Genomic DNA, 20616 nt, shown 5'->3' on the forward strand with positions numbered 1-20616 from the left:
GTTTAGCCGCCCCGCGCCATGGATGGCGCGTGGCGGCGGCCCCCCACATCACTGTCGGATTACGGGCACACCGAGCCTAGGCGAGGTGCCGAGTGGTGGGGCGAAGCGTTTTGCTTACTTTTGCGCTGTTCAAAAGTGAGCCGCCGTAAGGGCGGAACCCATAGCGGCCGTTACCGCAGCAACGGATATGTACCCGGTCCAATCCAAAAAAATGGTCGGCCCAGAGGCCGCCATCGGGGGCAAGTCGAATCGTCGCACCGCCCCTCCCACATTTCAGTTAGCCGGCTTCAACAACTGCATCTGCTGGCGATAGTCATCCGTCACCTGCCGCGCCTGGCTGCTGCTGGTAATCACCCTCGGGGTAATCAGCACAATCAATTCCGTGCGGTCCTTGGACTTGCTGGTATTGCCAAACAACCAGCGCAACCCCGGAATTTTCCCAAGGTAAGGCACCGCACTGACACTCTCCGCGTTGTCCTGCTTGATCAACCCGCCCAGTAGCACTGTCTGCCCGCTCTGCACCGCGACCTGGGTGGATACCGAACGCGTGGAGATACGCGGGTTGGCCTGGGTGTCGTTGCTGGACGCCTGCTGGTCCTGGGCATCGCTGACCTGCTGCTGGATGTCCATGTACACCAGTCCACCCGGATTGATCCGCGGCACGACGTCGAGGATCACCCCGGTCTGCACGTATTCAACACTGCTCAAGGTGGTGTCGGAGGTGCCGGTGTTGACCGTGGTCTGGCTGATCGGGATGTTGTCGCCCACCTGGATCTGCGCCGGTTGGTTGTTCATCACCACCAGCGACGGCGCCGACAGCACCTGGGTGCGGCCGTTGGTTTCGAGGGCGTGCAGGGCCACTTGCAGGTTGGAGCTGACGAAGGAGTAGAACAACGAATCCGTCGCGCCCAACCCTGCCCCGCCGCCGCCCAACGCGCCCTGGCTGCCGGCGGTGTTGGCCACGGTGGTGCTGGTGGAATTACCGGCCAGGCGGCCGAGGTACCACTGCACGCCCAGGTCCAGTTCGCCGGTGAGCTTGACCTCGAGGATGCGCGTTTCGATCTGCACTTGCAGCGGTGGGTTGTCGAGGCGTTTGATCGCCGATTCGATCTCTTTCCACTGCACCGGGCGGGTGCGGACCAGCAGTTGGTTACTGCTTTTTTGCGCGGTGATGCGGGTGCCGGCGTCGAGGCTTTTGGCCGGGGCGTCTTCGCTCGCGCCCTGCTCGGCGGTGTCCTGCTCGGCCTCGGGCTCCTGCTCCTCATCCTCGGCGGCGGGTGGGTTGCCATTGAGGTTGTTGCTCAGGCCACCGGGCGTGCTGCCGGAGGTGCTGTTGGTGCCCGGCGAGGACAAGGTCGCGGTGCGCAAACCGGGGGCGACCTTGGCCGGGGTATCGTCCTTGATCGCGCCCGTGCCGTAGATCTGGCGCAGGTACTTGGCCAGGTCGGTGGCCTTCATGTTGCGCACGTCGTAGACGTACATCTGCGGCTCGTTGCCGCCGCCTTCGTCGATGGTGTGGATCCAGTCGCCGACTTCACTGAGGTACTGCGGCTGCGACGAGATCGCCACCACCGAGTTGGTCCGCTCGATGGGCAAGAAGCGCACCATGCCGGCCAGGGGCATGCCGCTGTCGGGGCCGAACATTTTTTGCAGCTCGGGCATCAGCTCGGCCACCGACGCCCGTTGCAGGCCGAACACGCCCACCGACATGCCCTTGAGCCAGTCCACGTCGAAGGTGTCGATGGTGTCCTGGTAATTGGCCAGTTCCTCGGGGGTGCCGGCCAGGCTCAACACATTGCGCGCCGGGTCCACCAGCAGGAACGCATTCTCGCGGGCGAACGGCTTGAGCAGTTTCTGCATCTCGGTGGCCGAGATATAACGCAACGGAAACAGGCGTGCCGACAAACCGCTGGAGGGCTGCGACACGCGCATCTCCGGCACCAGCTTGCCCGCCACCGCCTGGTTGGCCGGCAGGATCACATAGCGGTTGCCCTGTTTGATCATGGCGTTGTCGGTCCACGACAACAGGGTCTCCAGGATCGACAAGGCCTGCTGCTTGTTCACCGGCTTGGACGTGGAAAAGCTGACATTGCCCTTCACGCCCTGGGCGATGCTGTAGTTCTCGTGCAGCAGGTCGCCCATCACGCTGTTGATCACCGCTTCGATCGGCTGGTCGGCGAAGTTGAACACGATGTCGCCGCTGCCCTCCTCCTTGGCGGCCGAGACTGCTGCCGGTTGGCGCACGAACTGCTGGTTGCCGCGTATCAACTGGCGCTGGGGCGGTGTCTTCGCCTGGGGTTGGCCGCTGTCGACCGGCGCCTGTTCGCTGGCCGGGTCCACGGGTGGGCGTTGCGAACCGGTGCCCTGCATCGCCTCATGCAGCAGGGCCTCGTCCGGGTCGAGATGCTCGGGGAAGGTGCCGCAGCCACCGAGGGAAACGGCGGTGGCCAGGCACAACACGGTGGTGCGCAAGGCGCCAGGGAAGGTATCGATCAAGGGGTGGACTCGTGAGGAAGGGTAATCGGGGGTGTGGTGGACGGCGGCGGCAAGCGCAGGGCCCGCAGGCTCAGGGTTTGCGTACGGCCGTCGAGGACAAAACGGGCATCGCGGGGCGTCAGCTGTTCCAGGCGCCAGCCATTGGGCAGGGTCTGGCCCTGCTGGACTTTGAGCGGCGGGCCATCGCCACGCTTGAGCAGCGCCACGCGCAGGTCGCCATCGAGAACGATCCCGGTCAGCACCAGGCTCGACAGGCTGGAAACACCGGCCTGGCCCACGGCACGATCGGGGCTGCGGTCGGGGCTGAACAGCGGCGCTTGCCAGGTGCCGGCCAGGCTTTCGAGGGTCGCGCTCGGCGCCACAAGTACCTTGGCGGCGGTAGTGGCGCGCGCATCGGGCTCTGGCGCCGGCAACCATTGCGGCGCATCGCCGATGCTGCTGAGGATGCCGACCATCAGCAGGCCCAACAGCCCGGCCACGCCAAGTAACAGCCATTCCAGGGGACGCAATGCATGGATCATCGTTGCACCTGCCGGGCGGCGGCCGGTTGCAGGTAACCGCGCACCAACAGGTGCACCACCAGTTGCCCGGCGCCGCCACTGGCCGGTGCGTTCGGTGGGCGGCGAATGCTCATCTCATCGACAAACAGAAACGGCCGCTGGTACTCCAACTCATGCAGGATCGCAGTCAAGGGCTCGATGGCGCAGTTAAGGGTCAGGCTGACCTTGACCTGACGATAGGGCTCGGCGTCGTCCTGCTCCGGGGTGATGGGCATGCGCTGGGTCAGGCTGCAACCGCCACCGAGGCCGGCGCGGCTGTTGATCAGGTCGGCGATGCGCTGCATCAGGTCCGCCGCCACCGCGCTTGGGTCGTCGCCGGGCAACAGGCTGGTGCTGCTGGCCGGGTCCTGCCGCGCCTGTTCCAACTGCTGGCGCAGGCTGTCGCCCTGGCGCAACACACCGGCGTAGCGTTGCTGCTGTTCACGCAGCTGCTCGGCCTGCTCGCCCATGCTGCGCAAGGGGCCGGCGAACCAGCTGTCGATCAACAGCCAGTAACCGGCGCCGAGCACCAGGGCCAGGGCGATCAGGGCCGCGCCACGGCGCTCACGGGGTGTCAGTGGTCGGCGCATCGGCGGCCTCCTGGTGCAGGTGGGCGCGCAAGGAAAATTGATCCTTGCCGGTTTGCGCATCGGGTTGGATCACCCCTTCGAACTGGGCGTTTTCCAGGCTGCGGCAGCCCTTGATCCGAGTGATCAAGGCACTGGCCTTGGCGCTCTGCCCGGAGAAGGACACGTCGGCGCCGTCGTTGACTTCCAACTGGTCGAGCCAGGTGTCCGAGGGCAGGCACGCGGTCAGCTCGCTGAGCAGCGCCGCCAACGGCGGTTGGGCGGCCTTGCGGCGAATCAGGTACTGGGCGGCGCCACGGGTATTGAGCAATTGCTGGCGCAGGGCCTGGATCTCGGCGACCTGGGCTTTCTGCTCGCGCACGCTGTGCTGCATGGCATCGAGCACGCGCTGGCGGTCGTTGAGCCACAGCAGCATCGCCGCGATCAGCAACGCGCCGCACAACCACGGCAGGCTGCGTTGCAGGCCCTTGCCCTGGGGACGCTGACGGGGACGCAACGGCGCCGGCAGCAAGTCGATGCCCATGGGTTTGCCTGCGCTCTCGGCGACATCCACGGCATGGGGCTGCAAGCCGAGGACCGCGCAGTCATTGAGGATCTGATCGAGGCGCTCACGCAGGATCGCTACCAGCGTGACGTGCAGGTGCGTGGGGGTGCGGCGCTCCTGGCGCGCGACAAAGTACAACTGGGCGGCGTCGAACGGCGTGAAGCGGTCCAGTTCATAGCCCACCACTGTCGACAGGTTGCGCGCCGCCGCCGGGGGCAATTGCAGGGTTTGCACCAACACCGTTTCAGGCGGCAGCACCAGCACCTGACGCGCTTCGCCGGGCAGCTTTTCCACCGCGGCGGTCAGCGGCCAGGCGTAGGCATGCTCGGGGATCTCGGCAAACGACAACCATGCCGGCAGGCAGCCACGCAGCTCCTTGAGCCACAGGCGCCAGCCCAATTGCAGCAGGCTGCCGCGCCAGCGCTGGGTGATGGGCTGCGCCAGCGCCTGAAGCCGTGCGGTTAACTGTTCGTTCATTCTTGCCAACGTAAGACTCGATAAGGTTGTGCGCTGCCTTGCGCGGGGCTCAATAACACGGTGGCCTGCACCTGGGCGTGGTAACCGCCGGGACGTTGGGCGCGGCTACTGACCACCAGCACGTCGCCGGGATCGGCCCCCACCGCGTTCTGGTGCGGCAGGTTCAGTGCGCGGCGCATCAAGGCACTGGCGAATGCCGGATCGGGCCGGTCCAGGCCGCTCCACAGGCTGATCTCGGGCACCAGTTCGCTGTACAACGCCTGGGTCATGCCCGGCAGTTGGCGCACCTCTTCCACCACCCGAAACGGCGCCAGGCCCTGGTTACGCCGCACCTCCAGGGCCCTGGCGAGGTGGTTGGCCTGGGCCTGGGTCGCACCGCAGGCCAGGGCCAGGCGGGCAAAATCACCCACTTCGGCGCTGTTCAAATACAACTTGCCGCGCTCGCTGTGCAGGCTGACGCGCAGCTGCGCATCGTCGAACACCAGCGGAATTTCACGCCCGTCGGCAATCCACTGCTTGCGCTGCAACGGGTCGGCGACGGCCTGCATCGCCAGCGCCACCCCGGCCTCGGCCGCCAGCACCGCCTGGGTATGCTGGCGGTGCCAGGCGGCCTGGCGTGTTTCCAGTTGCACCCAGCCGGCCAAACCGCCGAGCAACAGGCTGAGCAAGGCCAGCACCCACAGCACCAGCAGCAGGGCTACACCGCGTTGATGGCGGATCATTCGGGTGCCCCGCCGGACAGGTTCAGGCGCAAGGCAACCACCTGGGTCACCCACGGCACCGGCCCGTTCACCCGTGCGTCAATCCGCACTGCGTAAGGCAGGCGTTTGGTCCACGGCCACTCACTGATCCAGCCGGTGGCCTGGCCCTTGGGCGACACCCCGCGATAGCTGAATTGCAGGTCCTCGAGATCCTTCAACAACACCTGCGGCTCACTGCGCGAGGCCGGGACGCTGACTTGCGCGGGGGACTCAAACCGCGCGAACGCCACCTGCAAATCGCGCTGCGATTCAGGGCCCACCAACTGCAAGGTGAAGCGCTGAATCCCGCCGCCGAGCACACCCGGCAAGGTCGCGACAAACTGCATGCGCTGGGGCCCACCGGCGAAAAAGCCATCGGTCTGGCTGTCGTCCTCGGTCACGTCCAGCGGCAACGCCTCGCTGATGGCGGTACGCAAAAACTGCTGCGCGGCACGCATTTCATCCAGGCTGACCGTGTAGCGCTGGGCCTTGAGCACGGCGCGATTGGCGCCCAGCAACGCACCGCCGACCAGGGTCAGCAACACCCCGAGCAGGCTCAGTACGATCATGATCTCAAGCAAGGTAAAGCCCTGCTGACGCGCCTTCACAAGCCGGCACCGACGCCGGCAGCGCGCAGTTTCAAGGTGCTGAAACGGGCCTGGCGCGGGCCTTCGCTGACGGTGAGGTCCAGGCGAAACAGATGGGCCTGGCCGAACCGGCTGGGCTGCTGGGCGATACGCAGTTGCCAGGCGATGCCGTCCAACTCGCCCTGCCGTGTACCGCTGGCCAAAGGGCCCATGCCTTCCTGATCCATCACACTCAAGGCGGCATGGGTCAAGCGGTCGCTGTGGGCCACCTGCAACAACGAGCGCGCGCTCTGGCCGAAGGCAACCAGCAGCACCGTGCTACAGATCGCCATCAGCGTCAGCGCGGCGAGCATTTCCAGCAGGGTGAAACCCGCCTGGCGCTTCATGGCAGGGCCTTGGATTCGACGCTGCCGGTCAGCCAGCCGATGTCGATGCGCCAACGCCGACTGCCGTTGGCCAGCAACACGTGGCCGCCGGTGGAGCTGCCATCGGGGTAGAAATCCACCGCCGCGCCGGCTTGCTCGGCGGTGTGCAGGGTCACTTGCAGCCCGGCCGGCCAATACTTTTTCGGACGGCCCGGCGCCTGCACGCTGAGGTTGCGCAAATCGAACACCGTGCTTTCGGTAGTGCCACTGACAATCGCCCGCGCCCGCGTGCTGCGCAACGCCTCGACCACCTGCCCGACGGCCTGGCGCTCTTTGGCCGCGCGCAGGCCTTGTTGCAGGCCAAACCCTACCAAGCCGGCCGCGATGCTGATCAAGACGATCACCACCAGCATTTCCAGCAAGGTAAAGCCGCGTTGGGCGTTGGCCATGGTCGTGGGTTATTCCCAGTTGCCCAGGTCGGCGCTGTAGCCTTCGCCGCCGGGCTGGCCGTCCTGACCGTAGAAAATCAGGTCGAACGCACCGTGCTCACCGGGGAAGCGATAGCCGAAGGCATGGCCGAACGGGTCCTTGAGGTCCGACGGCTTGGCATACGGCCCGGCCCAACCGGCGCTGTTGCCCGGCTTGTCGACCAGTTGCTGCAGGCTCTTGGGCGGCGAGCCGACGTCCAGGCCGTAGCTTTCGATCTTCATGCTCAGGCTGGCCAGCTGGGCCTTGCCCGCGCCGTACTTGCCCTTGTCCACGTTGCCGCCGACCTGGCGTACCACGATGGTCGCGACAATGCCCAGCAGCACGATCACCGCGAGCATTTCCAGCAAGGTAAAACCGCCCTGGCGGCGGGCGGGCTTGAATCGGGTATGGCGCATCAGCGTGTTTCCTTAAGGGTTCATATATTGCTGGTCAGGCTCATCAGCGGCAGCATGATCGCCAGCATGATCACCGCCACCAGCACCGCCATGACCACGGTCAGGGACGGCACCAGCGCGGCGAGCAGGCGGTCGATGCCGCGTTTGGCCTCGACGTCGAACACCTCGGCGACCTTGAGCAGCATGCTGTCGAGTTCGCCGGCCTGTTCGCCGACTTCAATCATTTGCAACGCCAGATCCGGCAGCAACGGCTCGCTGCCGAAGGCGCTGGCCAGGGTGCCGCCGCCCTTGACCGACTCGGCGGCCTGGGCGACCTGGGCTTGCAGGGCGCGGTTGGTGCAGACCTGGCGGGCAATCACCAGCGCTTGCAGCAGCGCCACACCATTGCTCAGCAAGGTGCCGAGGGTGCGGGCCAGGCGGGCGGCTTCGACCCGTTGCAGCAACGGGCCGATGATGCGGATGCCCAGCACGCGGCGGTCATAACGTTCGCGGCGCTGGGGATCGCGCAGGCGTGCGGCCAGGGCCCAGGCGCCGACAATCAACCCGGCCAGCACCGCCAGGCCGTAGGCCCCGAGGAATTGGCCGAGGCCCAGGATCACCTCGGTAATCAGTGGAATCGGCACGCCCAGGTCCTTGAAGATCGGCACGAACTGCGGCACCACATAGGCCAGCAGCAACGCCAGCGAACCGAGCACGCCGACCACCAGAAACGCCGGGTAGATCAGCGCGTTGATCACTTCGCCCCGGAGTAACTGGCTGCGCTCCAGGTAGTCGCTGAGCTGGCGCAGGGTGTCTTCGAGGGCGCCGCCCGCCTCGCCGGCGCGGACCATGCTCAAGTACAGCGGCGAGAACTGGCCGCCCTCCGCCTCCAGCGCCTTGGATAACGGCTGGCCGGCCTTGACCTGTTCGCGGATACGCTCGATCAACGCACGGGTCTGGGGCTGGCCGGGCTGCTTGAGCAGGATGCCCAGGGAGCGTTCCAGCGGCTGGCCGGCGCCCAATAGCGTGGCCAATTGTTGAGTGAAACTGACCAGGGCCGCGCCATTCAACTGACCCCGGCCAAAGGCCTTGCGCAGGCCCTGGGCGCCCGCCACCTCGATCTGCAACAGCAGCAAACCGCGCTTGTGCAGGGCGGCGACTGCAGCGTCCTGGTCCTTGGCTTCGAGGGTGCCGTTTTGCGCCTGGCCCTGGCTGTCGAGGGCGCGGTATTTGAACAGGCTCATGCGCCCTCTCCCCGGGTGACGCGCAGCACTTCTTCAAGTGAGGTGACACCGGCCACGGCCTGGCGCAGGCCTTCTTCATGCAAGGTCCGCAGGCCGCCACGGCGGGCGGCCTGTTCGAGGGTGGCGGCGTCGGCCTGGCGCATCAACAGGCTGCGCAGTTCGTCGTTCATCACCAGCAGTTCAGTGATCGCACTGCGGCCGTGGTAGCCACCGCCCGGCGCATCGGCGCGGGGGCGATAAAGCATGATCGGACGCTGCTCGGTAAACCGGTCGAGGCCGTGTTCGGCGATCAACTCCGCCGGTGCTTCGAAGGCTTCGCGGGTGGCCGGGTCCAGGCGCCGCACCAGGCGCTGGGCGAGGATGCCGTTGACGGTCGAGGCAATCAGGTAGCTTTCGACACCCATGTCCAGCAAGCGCGTGATACTCGCCGCCGCGCTGTTGGTGTGCAGGGTCGAGAGCACCAGGTGGCCGGTGAGGGACGACTGGATGGCGATGCGGCAGGTTTCCAGGTCGCGGATTTCACCGATCATGATCACGTCCGGGTCCTGGCGCACGATGGAGCGCAGCGCGCCGGCGAAGTCGAGGCCGATGGCCGGTTTCACCTGGATCTGGTTGATGCCCTCAAGCTGGTATTCCACCGGGTCTTCCACGGTGATGATCTTGCGCTCGGCGGTATTGAGCCGCGACAGCGCGGTGTACAGGGTGGTGGTCTTGCCCGAGCCGGTGGGCCCGGTGACGAGCAGGATACCGTGGGGCCGTTCGAGCACTTCGAGGAAGGCTTCCAGGCGCTGGCCATCGAAGCCCAGGCTCTGGAAATCGAACTGCACGGTCTGGCGGTCGAGCAAACGCATGACCACCGATTCGCCAAAACTGGTGGGCACCGTGGACACCCGCAAGTCCAGCTCCTTGCCCTGGATGCGCAGCATGATGCGCCCGTCCTGGGGCAGGCGCCGCTCGGCGATGTCCAGGCGCGCCATGATCTTCACCCGCGAAATCACCGCTGCCGAAGAGCTGGACGGCGGCGCCTCGGCTTCATGCAGCACGCCATCGATGCGGTAGCGCACCTTGAGCTGGTTTTCGAAGGGTTCGATATGAATGTCCGAGGCGCGATGTTCCACCGCGCGCTGCAGGATCAGGTTGACCAGGCGAATCACCGGCGCTTCGGAGGCCATGTCCTTGAGGTGTTCGATGTCTTCCAGGGCACCGCCCTGCTCGTCGAGGTTTTCGATCAGGGTGCCCATGGCCGAACGGCCCTGGCCGTAGTAACGCTCGATCAGGGTTTCGACTTCGTTGCGCGGGCCCACGGCCAGCCACACCGGCACGCCACAGGCATAGGCCATGGCCTGGAACGGGTAGACCAGCGACGGGTTGGCCGCCAGCACCCGCAGGCCGCCCTGGCTCCAGCCCACGGGCACCACCTGGTAGTGGCGCATGAAACGCTCGGTCAACACCGGTAGCGGGTCCAGCAGCGGCGGCGCCGCATCGGCCAGCAGCAGCGGTGCGCCGAGCAGGTCGGCCCAGGCACGGGCCAGTTCCACTTCGGAAACCAGCCCCAGGCGCGTGAGCAGGCCCAGTAATTCGGTGTCACCGCCCTCCTGGGACAAGCGTCGGGCGCGCTCCAGGTCAACGGTTTTCAAGCCGGCATGTTGCATCAGCCACGCGCAGACCTGTTCGGTGTGCGGGATGTGCAGTTGGCAGGCATTGAGAGGTGTTGAGGAGCTGGGCATGGGTAAAAATCTGAGGGGCTATATGAGCCCCCTGTAGGAGCGAGCTTGCTCGCGAAAAAGGTACATCCGACGCCGCGATGCGCTTGGAATACTTTCGCGAGCAAGCTCGCTCCTACAGGGCGTCAGGCTTACTTGGTTGGCGCTGTTTTAGAGGTAGCAGATTGGCTCAGCGGCCGCCCACCCTTGGTGGTTTCAGCCTTCTGTTTTTTGACGGCCTTGGCATCGTGGGCCTGGGTCAGCACCGTGGAATCGGCGGCGCCGGATTTCGCATCGGCGTCCGTAGACTCCGCCGCCATCGCCGCGCCACTTAGCGCAACGCCCAATACAACACCGGCACCCAACAGGGAAATCTTCATCAACTTTCTCCAGATCAAAAACAGCAGATAGCCCAAGTGGCGCCTTGAACTCGATCAAGACCCTACACCAAAGCGTTGTGTATGACAGCTTGTGTAAACATGGCACTTTAGAACTACCGAGCAATGCCACTAGTTAGCCACGACTCGATAAATTTTCTTAAACCAATCGACTGGTAGGTTTAGCCTTAGTTCCGAAAGGTAAGAAAATATTTCTTATTTCACGCAAAAATTAGCTTTCGTTTGACTTATAACCGCAATAATTGCCTTAATTATGCGGTTTTTGCGGTTCAAAATGCCATCTCGTGATATCGCCTAGACACTATCCACAACAATAACTAATACAATTATTACACTTATAAAACTGCGAAATTCGCCAAATAGTTGCAATTAGCCATCGGTTAAAAATTGCGATCACGGGCAACTATTGCCCGAAAAAAAGTGACGAGGTGCAGTGCAACACGCACTTCTCGGCGCGCCCTGTTTACTGAACTGTTGTCGGAGAGACCCATGAATAAACGCAAAATGATCGGTGCACAGTCGGCTTTCGCCCTGCTGGCATTGGCCGTGTCCCAGGTGCATGCAGCCACCAGCCCGGCCCTGGATGAAGGCCGGGTCAGCCGCGCGGAAAAAGCCGCGGACAAGACCCTGGCGAAGATGACCCTGGAAGAAAAACTCGCCTACATCGGCGGCACCGGTGGCTGGGACGTCAAGCCACTGACCCAGTACGGTATCCCGCAGATCCACGGCGCCGATGGCGGTGTGGGCGTGCGCTACACCAGCGAAGGCAACGCCCAGGGCGTGGTCTACCCGTCGGGGCCGAACCTGGCCGCCAGCTGGAACCCACGGCGCGCCATCGACCTGGGCCGTGCCCTGGGCTATGACACCGCCAGCGGCGGCTATCAGTTCGTCACCGGCCCTGGGGTGAACCTGTACCGCATGCCGTACAGCGGCCGGGCGTTCGAGTACCTGTCCGGTGAAGACCCGTTCCTCGGCGCCAGCCTGGCGCCGGCCGTGATCAACGGCATTCAGTCCCGTGGCGTGTGGGCCAACGCCAAGCATTTCGCCGCCAATGACCAGGAAAGCAACCGCTTCCACCTCAATGAAATCATCAGCGAACGCGTGCTGCGCGAGATGACCCTGCCGCCGTTCGAGTCCGCCTCGAAGAACAGCAAAGTCGCGATGATGATGTGCGCCTTCCAGAAGGTGAACGGCGAGTTCGCGTGCCAGAACAAGCACCTGATGCGTGACATCCTCAAGACCGAATGGGGCTACCCGGGCTTCGTGCAGAGCGACTACAACGCGGTGGTCGACGGTTTGCCGGCGGCACAGGCGGGTACCGACCTGGACATGATGGGCTACCAGATGAACAGCACCATCCTCAAGCCGTACCTGGACAGCGGCGAGCTGAGCAGCGCGACCATCGATGACAAGGTGCGCCGCATCCTCAAGCAGATCTACCTGTACAAGTTCGACAGCAAGGCGCCGCTGACCAGCCACAACATGAACAGCGCCACCAGCAACCGCGTGGCCCTGAACGCCGCCCGCGAAGGCATCGTGCTGCTGAAAAACCAGAACAGCCTGCTGCCGCTGGACGCCAGGAAGGTCAAGCGCATCGCCGTGGTCGGCACCCTGGCCAAGTACGCGCCGCCTACCGGTTTCGGCAGCGCCAACGTCATGGCCGCCAACTACATCAGTGAGCTGAGCGGCTTGCAGCAACTGGCGCCAGGCGCCAAGGTCGAGTTCATCGACGGGCTGTCCCTGGACCCGGCCACCTCGACCTGGACCCATGCCGACGGCAATGGCAACAGCGTCAAAGGCCTGAAGACCGAGTTCTTCAGCAACACCAATTGGTCCGGCGACCCGGCCGCCAGCCGCACCGACCCCCATGTCGACCTGGACTGGTCCACCGACAGCCTGCCGGTGAACGGCGATACCGCCGCCACCTCGATTCGCTACAGCGGCCAGATCACCCCGACGGTCAGCGGCGAGCAGGTGTTCAAGGTGCGTGCCGACGGCGCCGTGCGCCTCTACGTCAACGGCAAGAAAGTCCTCGACAACGGCGACGGCAAACCGCTGCCGAACAACAGCATTCCGCCGACCATCCCGGTGTTTGCCAAGGTCAATCTGGAAGCCGGCAAACCGGTCGACATCAAGCTGGAATATTCACGCCGCAACGGCTACCTGTCGACCATGGGCGGCCTCGTCGGTGTGCAGATGAGCTGGGCGTCGCTGGTGGCACCGCAGGACCTGGCCAAGTACGACGCGGTACTGGTCGCGGCCGGTAACAGCAATGAGTACGAAGGCGAAGGCTTCGACCACAGCTTCGACCTGCCCGAATACCAGAACCTGCTGATCCAGAGCATCGCCAAGGTCAACCCGAATACCGTGGTCACCCTGCACGGCGGTACCGGCCTGAAGATGAGCGACTGGATCGATCAGGTACCGGTCGCGCTGCATGCGTTCTACCCTGGGCAGAACGGCGGCCAGGCCCTGGCGGAGATCCTGCTGGGCAAGGTCAACCCGTCGGCCAAGCTGCCGATCAGCATCGAGCGCAACATCGAAGACAACCCGATCTACGCGACCTTCCCCAAGTTCGACAACCAGGAAACCCTGGCCGAGATGAGCTACAAGGACGACCTGTTCCTGGGCTATCGCGGCTACGAGAAAAAGGGCATCAAGCCGCTCTACCCGTTCGGCTACGGCTTGTCGTACACCACCTTCGGCTACAGCAACATCAGCGTGACCCCTGGGGTGGCGGTGGCCGGGGCGCCGATCAAGGTGTCGTTCGACCTGGCCAACACCGGCAAGGTCGCGGGTGCCGAAGTGGCCGAGTTGTACGTGGGCCAGAACAACCCGAAAGTCGAACGCGCGATCAAGGAACTCAAGGGCTACAAGAAGGTGTTCCTCAAGCCGGGCGAGAGCAAGCGCGTGACCATCGAGCTCAACGATCGCTCGCTGGCCTACTACGACGTAGCGAGCAAGCAATGGGTGGTGGATGCCGACAGCTTCAACCTGTCGGTGGGCGCGTCGTCCCAGGATATTCGCCTGAACGCCAAGCTGGTCAACCCGTTCCGCCAGGAACTGTCGACCACCACCAGCAACCCGCTGCCGCGCTCGGCGCTCAACTCGACGCTGCGTGAATCGACGGTGAAGACCGGCGGTGTGCTGCATCAAAACGAAGGCGACAGCGGCACCAGCGACGGTGATGGCTATGACATGAGCGATGACAGCAGCCAGGGCAGTGCCACCGGCAACTGATCCCTGTGGAAGGGGGCTTGCCCCCGATGAGCATGGGTATCTACACAACTGTGTAGCAGCCAACGCTAACCACGATGCGAAGCGAGCCGCCCTTGATCTTGATCTTGATCTTGATCTTGATCTTGATCTTGCTTTTGATCTTGATCTCAGGCGCCCCGTTAACCACGCTGGCCGGAATTCGATAGTGATTTGGGGGGTAAACCGGCAGGGATGCCGGTTTAGCCGCCCCGCGCCATGGATGGCGCGTGGCGGCGGCCCCCCACATCACTGTCGGATTACGGGCACACCGAGCCTAGGCGAGGTGCCGAGTGGTGGGGCGAAGCGTTTTTGGTTACTTTTGGCGCTCTTCCAAAAGTGACCCGCTGTAAGAGCGGAACCCTAAGTAGCCGTTACCGCAGCAACGGATATGTACTCATTCCAACCCCAGCACATGGTCGGCCCAGAGGCCGCCATCGGGGGCAAGCCCCCTCCCACATGTTGACTGTGTTCGACTCAGGTTCTGATGGCTGCCTCGACCCGCGCGATGTAGCTGTCAAACCGCGCCACCAGGTCCACCTGCTCGGGAAACCGCAGCCACTGGATCTGCAGGCCATCCATCATGGCCAGGATTTCTTCCACCAGCCCGGCGATGTCCACATCGCTGCGCACCTCCCCCGCCGCGACCAGGTCGGCAAACTGCCCCTGCATGCGCTGGTGAATCGCCGCATAGCGCGCCTGGAACCAGGCCCAGGCCGGTTGGGTGTCCAGCAGGCTTTCGGCATTCAAGATGGTAAACGCGCGCACCACGCCCGGTGCCGTGGCATTCGAACGATTGATCGCACGCAGGCTGCCGAGCAGGCCATTGAGGGTTTTCTCCGCACGTACCTCATCGGCAATCCGTTGATTGACCTCATCGCGACGCTGCAACACCCCCATCAACAGCGAGATCTTGCTGGGAAAATGATGCAGCAGCCCGGCCACCGAAATACCCACGATCGCCGCCACCTGGGCCATCGAGGCGCCGCTGTAGCCTTCCAGGGAAAACACCTGCAGGGCCGCGTCCAGCAGCTCTTCGCGGCGTTTTTCACCTTTGGGGGCGCGGCGGGTCTTGGGGACGGGTTCGGTCATGGGCAGGTCCTAGTGGGCGATAAAAAAGCTCAGGCGCTTTCCCGTTCGATCAAGCGGCAATCCAACAGGTTCAAACGCTGTAGGGCATGCGGCAACACGCCGAGGCTTTCCAGCACGCGGGTTGCCGCCAGTACGCCGATCTCCAGGGCCGGCGGTTTGATCGTACTCAGGCTGGGCAACAGCATTTCGGCAAACGGGTAGTCACCGAACCCGAGCACCGCGCACTTTAACCCGGAACGTTGCCCCGCCAGCAAACCACCGGCGGCGAGGTTGTCATTGGCGAAGAAGATCGCGTCAGGCGGGGTGGCGTGGTTCATCAGGGCTTGCATCGCCTGCTTGCCGGCCTCGAAAGGCGCGCTGTCGGCGTCCGGGACGAAGACCCGGGGCTGTACACCCAGTTCGATCAGGGTCGCGGCAAACCCATCGCCCCGCTCCAGCGCGCTGAAGTCGCCCGTGGCGCTGTTCTGCACGAAGGCCATGCGCCGATAGCCCTTGCCATGCAGGTAGCGCGCGGCCGTGACGCCGACGTCGTAGTGGGAAAAACCGATCTGCACCGGCGCGCGTTCGGGCACGTAGTCCCAGGTTTCCACCACCGGGATCTCGGTGTCGGCGATCATCTTTTCGGTGCCTGCACTGTGGAAGCGGCTGGTCAGTACCAGCGCCGCCGGCGACCAGCCGAGGAACGCGCGCACCGCGCTTTCTTCCTGCTCGGCGCTGAAGTAACTGGACGCCAGCAACAGCTGATACCCATGGCGACTGAGGGTGTCGCTGAAGCCCTGGATCGTGTTGGCGAAGATCGGCCCCGAGATGTTCGGGATCACCATCGCCACGATCCGCCCCCGCGCCGACGCCAGCCCGCCGGCCACCAGGTTGGGCACATAACCCAGCTCGGCCACCACCTCGGCGATGCGCTCGCGACGCTCGGGCGAGACCTGCTCCGGCTGGTTGAAATAGCGCGACACGGTGATCGCCGACACCCCGGCCTGGCGGGCCACGGTGTTCAAGGTGACGCGCCCGGCGCCACGGCGTTTACGCGGTTTGTCTTCGCTCACGGGACCATCCTGCTAACAACAAAAAAGAATATAGGAATAATTTTTAAGTCTTTGACGCTCTAAACCCGAGCTACCAATAATACCGATGTTAGCGCTAACAAAGCGCGCTGTCTGCTACTCGCTCAAGCGAATGCCCACGACAGTCTTACAGGCGCTGACGGTCGTGAGAGCCGCAGCGGTCCAGGGCATTTTTTCGAGCGAACACACCATGCACAGGCACACGCACTTATTCCTTCTCGCCGGTCTGACCGCCCTCCCCGTGCCCGGCGCCTTTGCCGCCGACGAGCAGGAACCCACGCTCAAAGCGGTGACGGTCACCGCCACCCGGCGTGAAGAATCCCTGCAAAAAGTCCCGGTGGCGGTCTCGGTGCTGGACGGCGAACAACTGGAGCGCGACAACCGCAACGGCGTGGCCAGCATCGCCCAGCAAGTGCCGTCGCTGAACTTCCGCACCGGCGCCTCGAACAAGGACACCTCGCTGTTCGTGCGCGGCGTGGGCACCATTTCCACCTCCCCTGGGGTGGAGCCGACGGTGGCCACGGTGATCGACGGCGTGGTCTATGCGCGCCCCGGCCAGGCCACCCTCGACCTGCTGGACCTGGAACGCATCGAAGTGCTGCGCGGCCCGCAAGGCACCTTGTTCGGCAAGAACGCCTCGGCCGGCGTGCTCAACATCACCAGCAAGGCGCCCACCGCCGAGACCCACGGCTATATCGACCAGGCGTACTACAGCGGCAACGAAAGCCGCACCCGTTTCGGCATCGGCGGCAGCCTGGTGCCGGAGGTGCTCAAGGGCTCGATCAGCACGCTGTTCGGCAGCTACGACGGTAACGTCGATAACCAGCACAACGGCCAGGAGGTCAACGGCTACAACCACAAGGGCATCCGCGGCAAGCTGGAATTCACCCCCAACGATGACGTGAAACTGACCCTGATCGCCGACTACATGCAGTCCCACGACGATGCGCCGAATGGCGTGGTCAGCAAGTCCCTGAGCCCGGCCTTCAGCAATGCCTTGAGCCCGGTGCGCGCCTCCGGCGACAACCGCGACATCAACACCGATACGCGCAGCCATGTCGAGGACACCAACAAAGGCTTGTCCGCTCAGTTGGACTGGAACCTCGGCGACTACACCCTGACCTCGATCACCGCCTGGCGCGGCTGGGACAACACCCAGTACCAGGACGGCGACCGCCTCGGCACAGTGACCGCCGCCTTCCCCGGCACCGCCGACAAGGGCGAGCTGGCTTTCGACCAATACTCCCAGGAACTGCGCCTGGCCTCGCCCAAGGGTGAGTTCCTGGAATACGTCGGCGGCCTGTTCTACATGCACGGCAAGGACGAGGAAACCTATCAGCGCACGCTCACGACCACCACGCGCACCGACCGTGGCATCGCCGACTACAGCACCACCAGCGACAGCTACGCGGTGTTCGGCGAGACCACGCTGAACTTCACCTCGCGCTTTCGTGGCATCGCCGGCCTACGCTACACCCACGATGAGCTGAAATACGATCACCGCCGCGTCTCCACCTCGGCCACCACGGTCAGCGGGATTCAACCGGCCACCTCCAGCTCCGGCTCGGTGGACGAAGACGGCTGGTCAGGCCGCCTCGGGGTGCAGTACGACCTCAGCGACAGTGTCACCAGCTACCTCACCTACTCGCGCGGCTACAAGGGCCCGGCCTACAACGTGTTCTTCAATATGCAGCCGCGCGACACCGACGCGCTCAAGCCGGAAACCTCCAACACCTGGGAAGCCGGGATCAAGGCCACCGCCTGGAACAACCGCCTGACCACCAACCTGGCGGTATTCCACAGCGACTACGACAACTACCAGGCGAACTTTTTCGACACCGTCGCCGGCCAGGTCGTGACCCGCCTGATCAACGCCGGCAGCGTCAGCACCGAAGGCGTCGAGCTGGATTACGCCCTGCAGGCCACCCAGCAACTCAAGCTCTCCGGCGCCCTGGCCTACACCCGTGCGCGCATTGATGAGTTCGCCTGCCCGGCCGGTGCAGCGGCGACGTGCAACGTGAATGGCAAGCCACTGCCCTTCAGCCCGGACTGGAAAAGCTACGTGCGCGCCGACTACACGATCCCGCTGGATAACGGCCTGGACATCGAACTGGGCACCGACTACAGCTGGCAGAGCGAAGTACAGTACGACATCAGTCAGAACGTCGACACCAAGCAAGGCGCCTATGGCATCTGGAACGCCAGCGTGGCCCTGGCCGACTACACCAACGGTTGGCGCGTGGCGTTGCTGGCCAAGAACCTCGCCGACAAGTCCTACTCACCGCTGCTGGCCAGTGGCGGCAACTACATCTACCGCGCCGTACCCCGTGACGATGAGCGTTACTTCGGCGTGCAACTGCGCAAGGATTTCTAGCATGAGCCGTCAACTGAAACTCGGCGCCTTTCTCATGGCCACCGGGCACCATGTCGCCGCCTGGCGCCACCCGGACGTGCCGGCGGATGCCGGGCTGGATTTCGCCCAATACAAACACCTGGCACGGGTGGCCGAAGCGGCGAAGTTCGATGCGCTGTTCGTGGCCGACAGCATCGCCGCTGCCACTGGTGAGATCGCCAGCCATATGGCGCGCTCGGATCATTTCGAGCCGCTCACCCTGCTCTCGGCACTGAGTGCGGTGACCGATAACATCGGCCTGATCGCCACGGCGACCACCAGCTACAACGAGCCCTACCATGTGGCGCGCAAGTTCGCTTCGCTGGATCACCTGTCCGGCGGGCGTGCGGGCTGGAACCTGGTGACCTCGGACAACGCCGCCGAAGCGCAGAATTTTGGCCGCGACGAACACCTCGGCCATGGCGAACGCTATAGCCGCGCCAGGGAGTTTCACCAGGTGGTGACCGGGCTGTGGGACAGCTGGGAAGACGATGCGTTTGTGCGCGACAAGGCCAGCGGCAACTATTACGACCCGACGAAACTGCATGTGCTGGACCACGTGGGCGAACACTTCCGGGTCAAGGGCCCGCTGAATGTGGCGCGCTCGCCCCAGGGCCAACCGGTGATCGTGCAGGCCGGCTCGTCCGAAGCCGGCCGTGAGCTGGCCGCGCAGACCGCCGAGGTGGTGTTTACCGCACAGACCTCGCTGGCCAATGCCCAGGCGTTTTATGCCGACCTCAAGGGCCGCTTGAGCCAGTACGGGCGCGGGCCGGATTCGCTGAAAATCATGCCCGGCGTGTTGGTGGTGGTCGGGGCGACCGAGGCCGAGGCCCAGGCCAAATTCGAGGCGTTCCAGGATCTGGTCGAACCTGAGGTGGGCGTCGCGTTGCTGGGGCGCATGCTGGGCAATTTCGACCTGTCCGGCTACCCGCTGGACGGGCCGTTGCCGGCGCTGCCGTTGACCGACAGCGGGCAACGCAGTCGCCAGCAACTGCTGAGTGACTTGGCCGATCGTGAGCAACTGACCCTCGCGCAATTGGGTCGGCGAATTGCCGGGGGCCGCGGACATTACAGCCTGATCGGCACGCCTGCGCAGATTGCCGACGAGCTGCAGAACTGGTTCGAAAACGGCGCGGCCGATGGCTTCAATATCCTGGTGCCGCACTTGCCGGGTGGGTTGGAAGACGTCGCGCAATGGGTGGTGCCCGAGCTGCAGCGGCGCGGCCTGTTTCGCACTGAATACAGCGGTTCCACCTTGCGCGAAAACCTCGGACTGGCGCGCCCGGCCCATCGTTTTACAGAGGGTAAAGCATGAAGTTTCCAGCACTGCTCCTGGCCTTGCTGGCGGTGACGCAAACCGCCCTGGCCGCCGACCCCGCCACCTTGCGTATCGGCTACCAAAAAGGCTCCATCGCCCTGGTCCTCGCCAAGCAACATGACCTGCTGGAAAAGCGTTTCCCGAAGACGGAGGTGAAGTGGATCGAATTCCCCGCCGGCCCGCAGATGCTTGAAGCGCTGAACGTGGGGGCACTGGATGTGGGTTCCACCGGCGACATCCCGCCGCTGTACGCCCAAGCCGCCGGGGCCGACCTGGTCTATATCGGCGCCGAACCGCCCAAGCCGAGCGCCGAGACGATCCTGGTGCGCAATGACAGCCCGCTGCATTCGGTGGCGGACCTCAAGGGCAAGAAAGTGGCGTTCCAGAAGGGTTCCAGCTCTCACAACCTGATCCTGCGCGCGCTGAACAACGCCGGCCTGAGCTACAAGGACATCCAACCGGTGTACCTGCCGCCGGCCGATGCACGAGCGGCGTTCGAACAAGGCAGCGTCGATGCCTGGGCGATCTGGGAGCCCTACTCGTCACTCGCCTTGAGCCAGAGCCCCAGCCATGTGCTGGCCAATGGCGAAGGCTTGGGTTTGTCGGGTCCGGTGTACACCGCCCGGCGCGCGTATGCGCGGGACAACGGTGCCTTTATCCATGACCTGCTCGACGAACTCACCGCCGCCGAAGCCCTTACCCGCAGCCAGCGCGAAGACAGCCTGAACGTACTGACCGACTTCATGGGCCTGCCCGCCGAGGTGGTTGCGCGCTACATGGACAACCGCCCGCCTTCGCCGATTTTGCCGATTGATGACAAGATTATTGAGGCGCAGCAGGCGACGGCGGATCTGTTTTTCCAGAATCGGTTGTTGCCCAAGGCCATTGAGGTGAAGAAGGCCATGTGGAATTCCCAAGCCAACTGAGATCCAAATATGGGACGGGA

The 20616-nt window shown here is 64.3% G+C and carries 18 protein-coding genes; 4 read left to right on the forward strand and 14 right to left on the reverse strand.

The window, feature by feature from the left end; translation table 11 throughout:
* Nucleotides 1-273: 273 nt before the first annotated feature.
* The 12 genes from gspD to J1N02_RS03335 form a co-directional block, all read right to left on the reverse strand.
* Complete coding sequence (gene gspD, locus J1N02_RS03280) at nucleotides 274-2496, reverse strand: type II secretion system secretin GspD (RefSeq protein ID WP_027607422.1); 2223 nt, start codon at nucleotides 2494-2496, stop codon at nucleotides 274-276.
* Complete coding sequence (locus tag J1N02_RS03285) at nucleotides 2493-3017, reverse strand: hypothetical protein (protein ID WP_421147144.1); 525 nt, start codon at nucleotides 3015-3017, stop codon at nucleotides 2493-2495. Before J1N02_RS03285 ends, gspD begins: the two co-directional genes overlap by 4 nt.
* A complete protein-coding gene (gspM, locus tag J1N02_RS03290; protein ID WP_024076406.1) occupies nucleotides 3014-3625 on the reverse strand; it encodes a type II secretion system protein GspM in 612 nt (203 codons plus the stop codon). Before gspM ends, J1N02_RS03285 begins: the two co-directional genes overlap by 4 nt.
* Nucleotides 3600-4643: a type II secretion system protein GspL gene (locus J1N02_RS03295; RefSeq protein WP_421147145.1), complete on the reverse strand. Its 1044-nt coding sequence runs from the start codon at nucleotides 4641-4643 to the stop codon at nucleotides 3600-3602. The genes gspM and J1N02_RS03295 overlap by 26 nt, the downstream gene beginning before the upstream one ends.
* Complete coding sequence (locus tag J1N02_RS03300) at nucleotides 4640-5365, reverse strand: hypothetical protein (RefSeq protein ID WP_043293746.1); 726 nt, start codon at nucleotides 5363-5365, stop codon at nucleotides 4640-4642. The genes J1N02_RS03295 and J1N02_RS03300 overlap by 4 nt, the downstream gene beginning before the upstream one ends.
* Nucleotides 5362-5991, reverse strand: coding sequence for a prepilin-type N-terminal cleavage/methylation domain-containing protein (locus tag J1N02_RS03305; RefSeq protein ID WP_027607418.1), 630 nt, complete (start codon nucleotides 5989-5991; stop codon nucleotides 5362-5364). Before J1N02_RS03305 ends, J1N02_RS03300 begins: the two co-directional genes overlap by 4 nt.
* On the reverse strand, nucleotides 5988-6356 hold the full coding sequence (locus tag J1N02_RS03310; RefSeq protein ID WP_027607417.1) for a type II secretion system protein: 369 nt from the start codon (nucleotides 6354-6356) through the stop codon (nucleotides 5988-5990). Before J1N02_RS03310 ends, J1N02_RS03305 begins: the two co-directional genes overlap by 4 nt.
* Nucleotides 6353-6784, reverse strand: a complete 432-nt coding sequence (locus J1N02_RS03315) for a type II secretion system protein (RefSeq protein ID WP_027607416.1) — start codon at nucleotides 6782-6784, stop codon at nucleotides 6353-6355. Before J1N02_RS03315 ends, J1N02_RS03310 begins: the two co-directional genes overlap by 4 nt.
* 9 nt (nucleotides 6785-6793) lie before the next feature.
* Nucleotides 6794-7219 carry a type II secretion system major pseudopilin GspG gene (gene gspG / locus J1N02_RS03320; protein ID WP_027607415.1) on the reverse strand — a complete coding sequence of 142 codons (426 nt, stop codon included), beginning with the start codon at nucleotides 7217-7219 and terminating at the stop codon, nucleotides 6794-6796.
* Nucleotides 7220-7239: 20 nt separating this feature from the next.
* Nucleotides 7240-8442: a type II secretion system inner membrane protein GspF gene (gspF, locus tag J1N02_RS03325; protein WP_259191851.1), complete on the reverse strand. Its 1203-nt coding sequence runs from the start codon at nucleotides 8440-8442 to the stop codon at nucleotides 7240-7242.
* Nucleotides 8439-10169 (reverse strand): type II secretion system ATPase GspE, encoded by a 1731-nt coding sequence (gene gspE, locus J1N02_RS03330; RefSeq protein ID WP_108574146.1) that lies wholly within the window; start codon nucleotides 10167-10169, stop codon nucleotides 8439-8441. Before gspE ends, gspF begins: the two co-directional genes overlap by 4 nt.
* A 128-nt stretch (nucleotides 10170-10297) precedes the next feature.
* Entirely contained in the window at nucleotides 10298-10525 is a 228-nt protein-coding gene (locus tag J1N02_RS03335) for a hypothetical protein (RefSeq protein WP_065927288.1), read from the reverse strand.
* Nucleotides 10526-11032: 507 nt separating this feature from the next.
* On the opposite strand from J1N02_RS03335, the gene J1N02_RS03340 reads away from it, so the two are divergent.
* The gene (locus tag J1N02_RS03340) at nucleotides 11033-13783 is read left to right on the forward strand and encodes a beta-glucosidase (RefSeq protein WP_092354861.1); all 2751 of its coding nucleotides are present in this window, start codon (nucleotides 11033-11035) and stop codon (nucleotides 13781-13783) included.
* 492 nt (nucleotides 13784-14275) lie between these two features.
* Here the strand turns inward: J1N02_RS03340 and J1N02_RS03345 are convergent, their stop codons facing one another.
* Nucleotides 14276-14890 carry a TetR/AcrR family transcriptional regulator gene (locus J1N02_RS03345; RefSeq protein ID WP_421147146.1) on the reverse strand — a complete coding sequence of 205 codons (615 nt, stop codon included), beginning with the start codon at nucleotides 14888-14890 and terminating at the stop codon, nucleotides 14276-14278.
* Between the two features lie 29 nt (nucleotides 14891-14919).
* Entirely contained in the window at nucleotides 14920-15942 is a 1023-nt protein-coding gene (locus J1N02_RS03350; protein WP_421147147.1) for a LacI family DNA-binding transcriptional regulator, read from the reverse strand.
* 208 nt (nucleotides 15943-16150) lie between these two features.
* On the opposite strand from J1N02_RS03350, the gene J1N02_RS03355 reads away from it, so the two are divergent.
* The 3 genes from J1N02_RS03355 to J1N02_RS03365 are packed head-to-tail and all read left to right on the forward strand — an operon-like array spanning nucleotide 16151 to nucleotide 20596.
* Nucleotides 16151-18334: a TonB-dependent receptor gene (locus J1N02_RS03355; RefSeq protein WP_169897824.1), complete on the forward strand. Its 2184-nt coding sequence runs from the start codon at nucleotides 16151-16153 to the stop codon at nucleotides 18332-18334.
* The gene (locus J1N02_RS03360) at nucleotides 18327-19667 is read left to right on the forward strand and encodes an LLM class flavin-dependent oxidoreductase (RefSeq protein WP_027607407.1); all 1341 of its coding nucleotides are present in this window, start codon (nucleotides 18327-18329) and stop codon (nucleotides 19665-19667) included. The genes J1N02_RS03355 and J1N02_RS03360 overlap by 8 nt, the downstream gene beginning before the upstream one ends.
* Complete coding sequence (locus J1N02_RS03365; protein WP_421147148.1) at nucleotides 19664-20596, forward strand: sulfonate ABC transporter substrate-binding protein; 933 nt, start codon at nucleotides 19664-19666, stop codon at nucleotides 20594-20596. Before J1N02_RS03360 ends, J1N02_RS03365 begins: the two co-directional genes overlap by 4 nt.
* Nucleotides 20597-20616 lie beyond the last annotated feature (20 nt).

The organism is Pseudomonas sp. NFX5, assembly GCF_049132125.1.
GTDB classification, from domain to species: domain Bacteria; phylum Pseudomonadota; class Gammaproteobacteria; order Pseudomonadales; family Pseudomonadaceae; genus Aquipseudomonas; species Aquipseudomonas marginalis.

Excerpts from the sequence above, each read along its gene's own strand:
- J1N02_RS03285 (WP_421147144.1), bottom strand. The coding sequence starts at position 3,017 with ATGATCCATGCATTGCGTCCCCTGGAATGGCTGTTACTTGGCGTGGCC.
- gspM (WP_024076406.1), bottom strand. The coding sequence starts at position 3,625 with ATGCGCCGACCACTGACACCCCGTGAGCGCCGTGGCGCGGCCCTGATC.
- J1N02_RS03295 (WP_421147145.1), bottom strand. The coding sequence starts at position 4,643 with ATGAACGAACAGTTAACCGCACGGCTTCAGGCGCTGGCGCAGCCCATC.
- J1N02_RS03300 (WP_043293746.1), bottom strand. The coding sequence starts at position 5,365 with ATGATCCGCCATCAACGCGGTGTAGCCCTGCTGCTGGTGCTGTGGGTG.
- J1N02_RS03310 (WP_027607417.1), bottom strand. The coding sequence starts at position 6,356 with ATGAAGCGCCAGGCGGGTTTCACCCTGCTGGAAATGCTCGCCGCGCTG.
- J1N02_RS03315 (WP_027607416.1), bottom strand. The coding sequence starts at position 6,784 with ATGGCCAACGCCCAACGCGGCTTTACCTTGCTGGAAATGCTGGTGGTG.
- gspG (WP_027607415.1), bottom strand. The coding sequence starts at position 7,219 with ATGCGCCATACCCGATTCAAGCCCGCCCGCCGCCAGGGCGGTTTTACC.
- gspF (WP_259191851.1), bottom strand. The coding sequence starts at position 8,442 with ATGAGCCTGTTCAAATACCGCGCCCTCGACAGCCAGGGCCAGGCGCAA.
- gspE (WP_108574146.1), bottom strand. The coding sequence starts at position 10,169 with ATGCCCAGCTCCTCAACACCTCTCAATGCCTGCCAACTGCACATCCCG.
- J1N02_RS03335 (WP_065927288.1), bottom strand. The coding sequence starts at position 10,525 with ATGAAGATTTCCCTGTTGGGTGCCGGTGTTGTATTGGGCGTTGCGCTA.
- J1N02_RS03340 (WP_092354861.1), top strand. The coding sequence starts at position 11,033 with ATGAATAAACGCAAAATGATCGGTGCACAGTCGGCTTTCGCCCTGCTG.
- J1N02_RS03345 (WP_421147146.1), bottom strand. The coding sequence starts at position 14,890 with ATGACCGAACCCGTCCCCAAGACCCGCCGCGCCCCCAAAGGTGAAAAA.
- J1N02_RS03355 (WP_169897824.1), top strand. The coding sequence starts at position 16,151 with ATGCACAGGCACACGCACTTATTCCTTCTCGCCGGTCTGACCGCCCTC.
- J1N02_RS03365 (WP_421147148.1), top strand. The coding sequence starts at position 19,664 with ATGAAGTTTCCAGCACTGCTCCTGGCCTTGCTGGCGGTGACGCAAACC.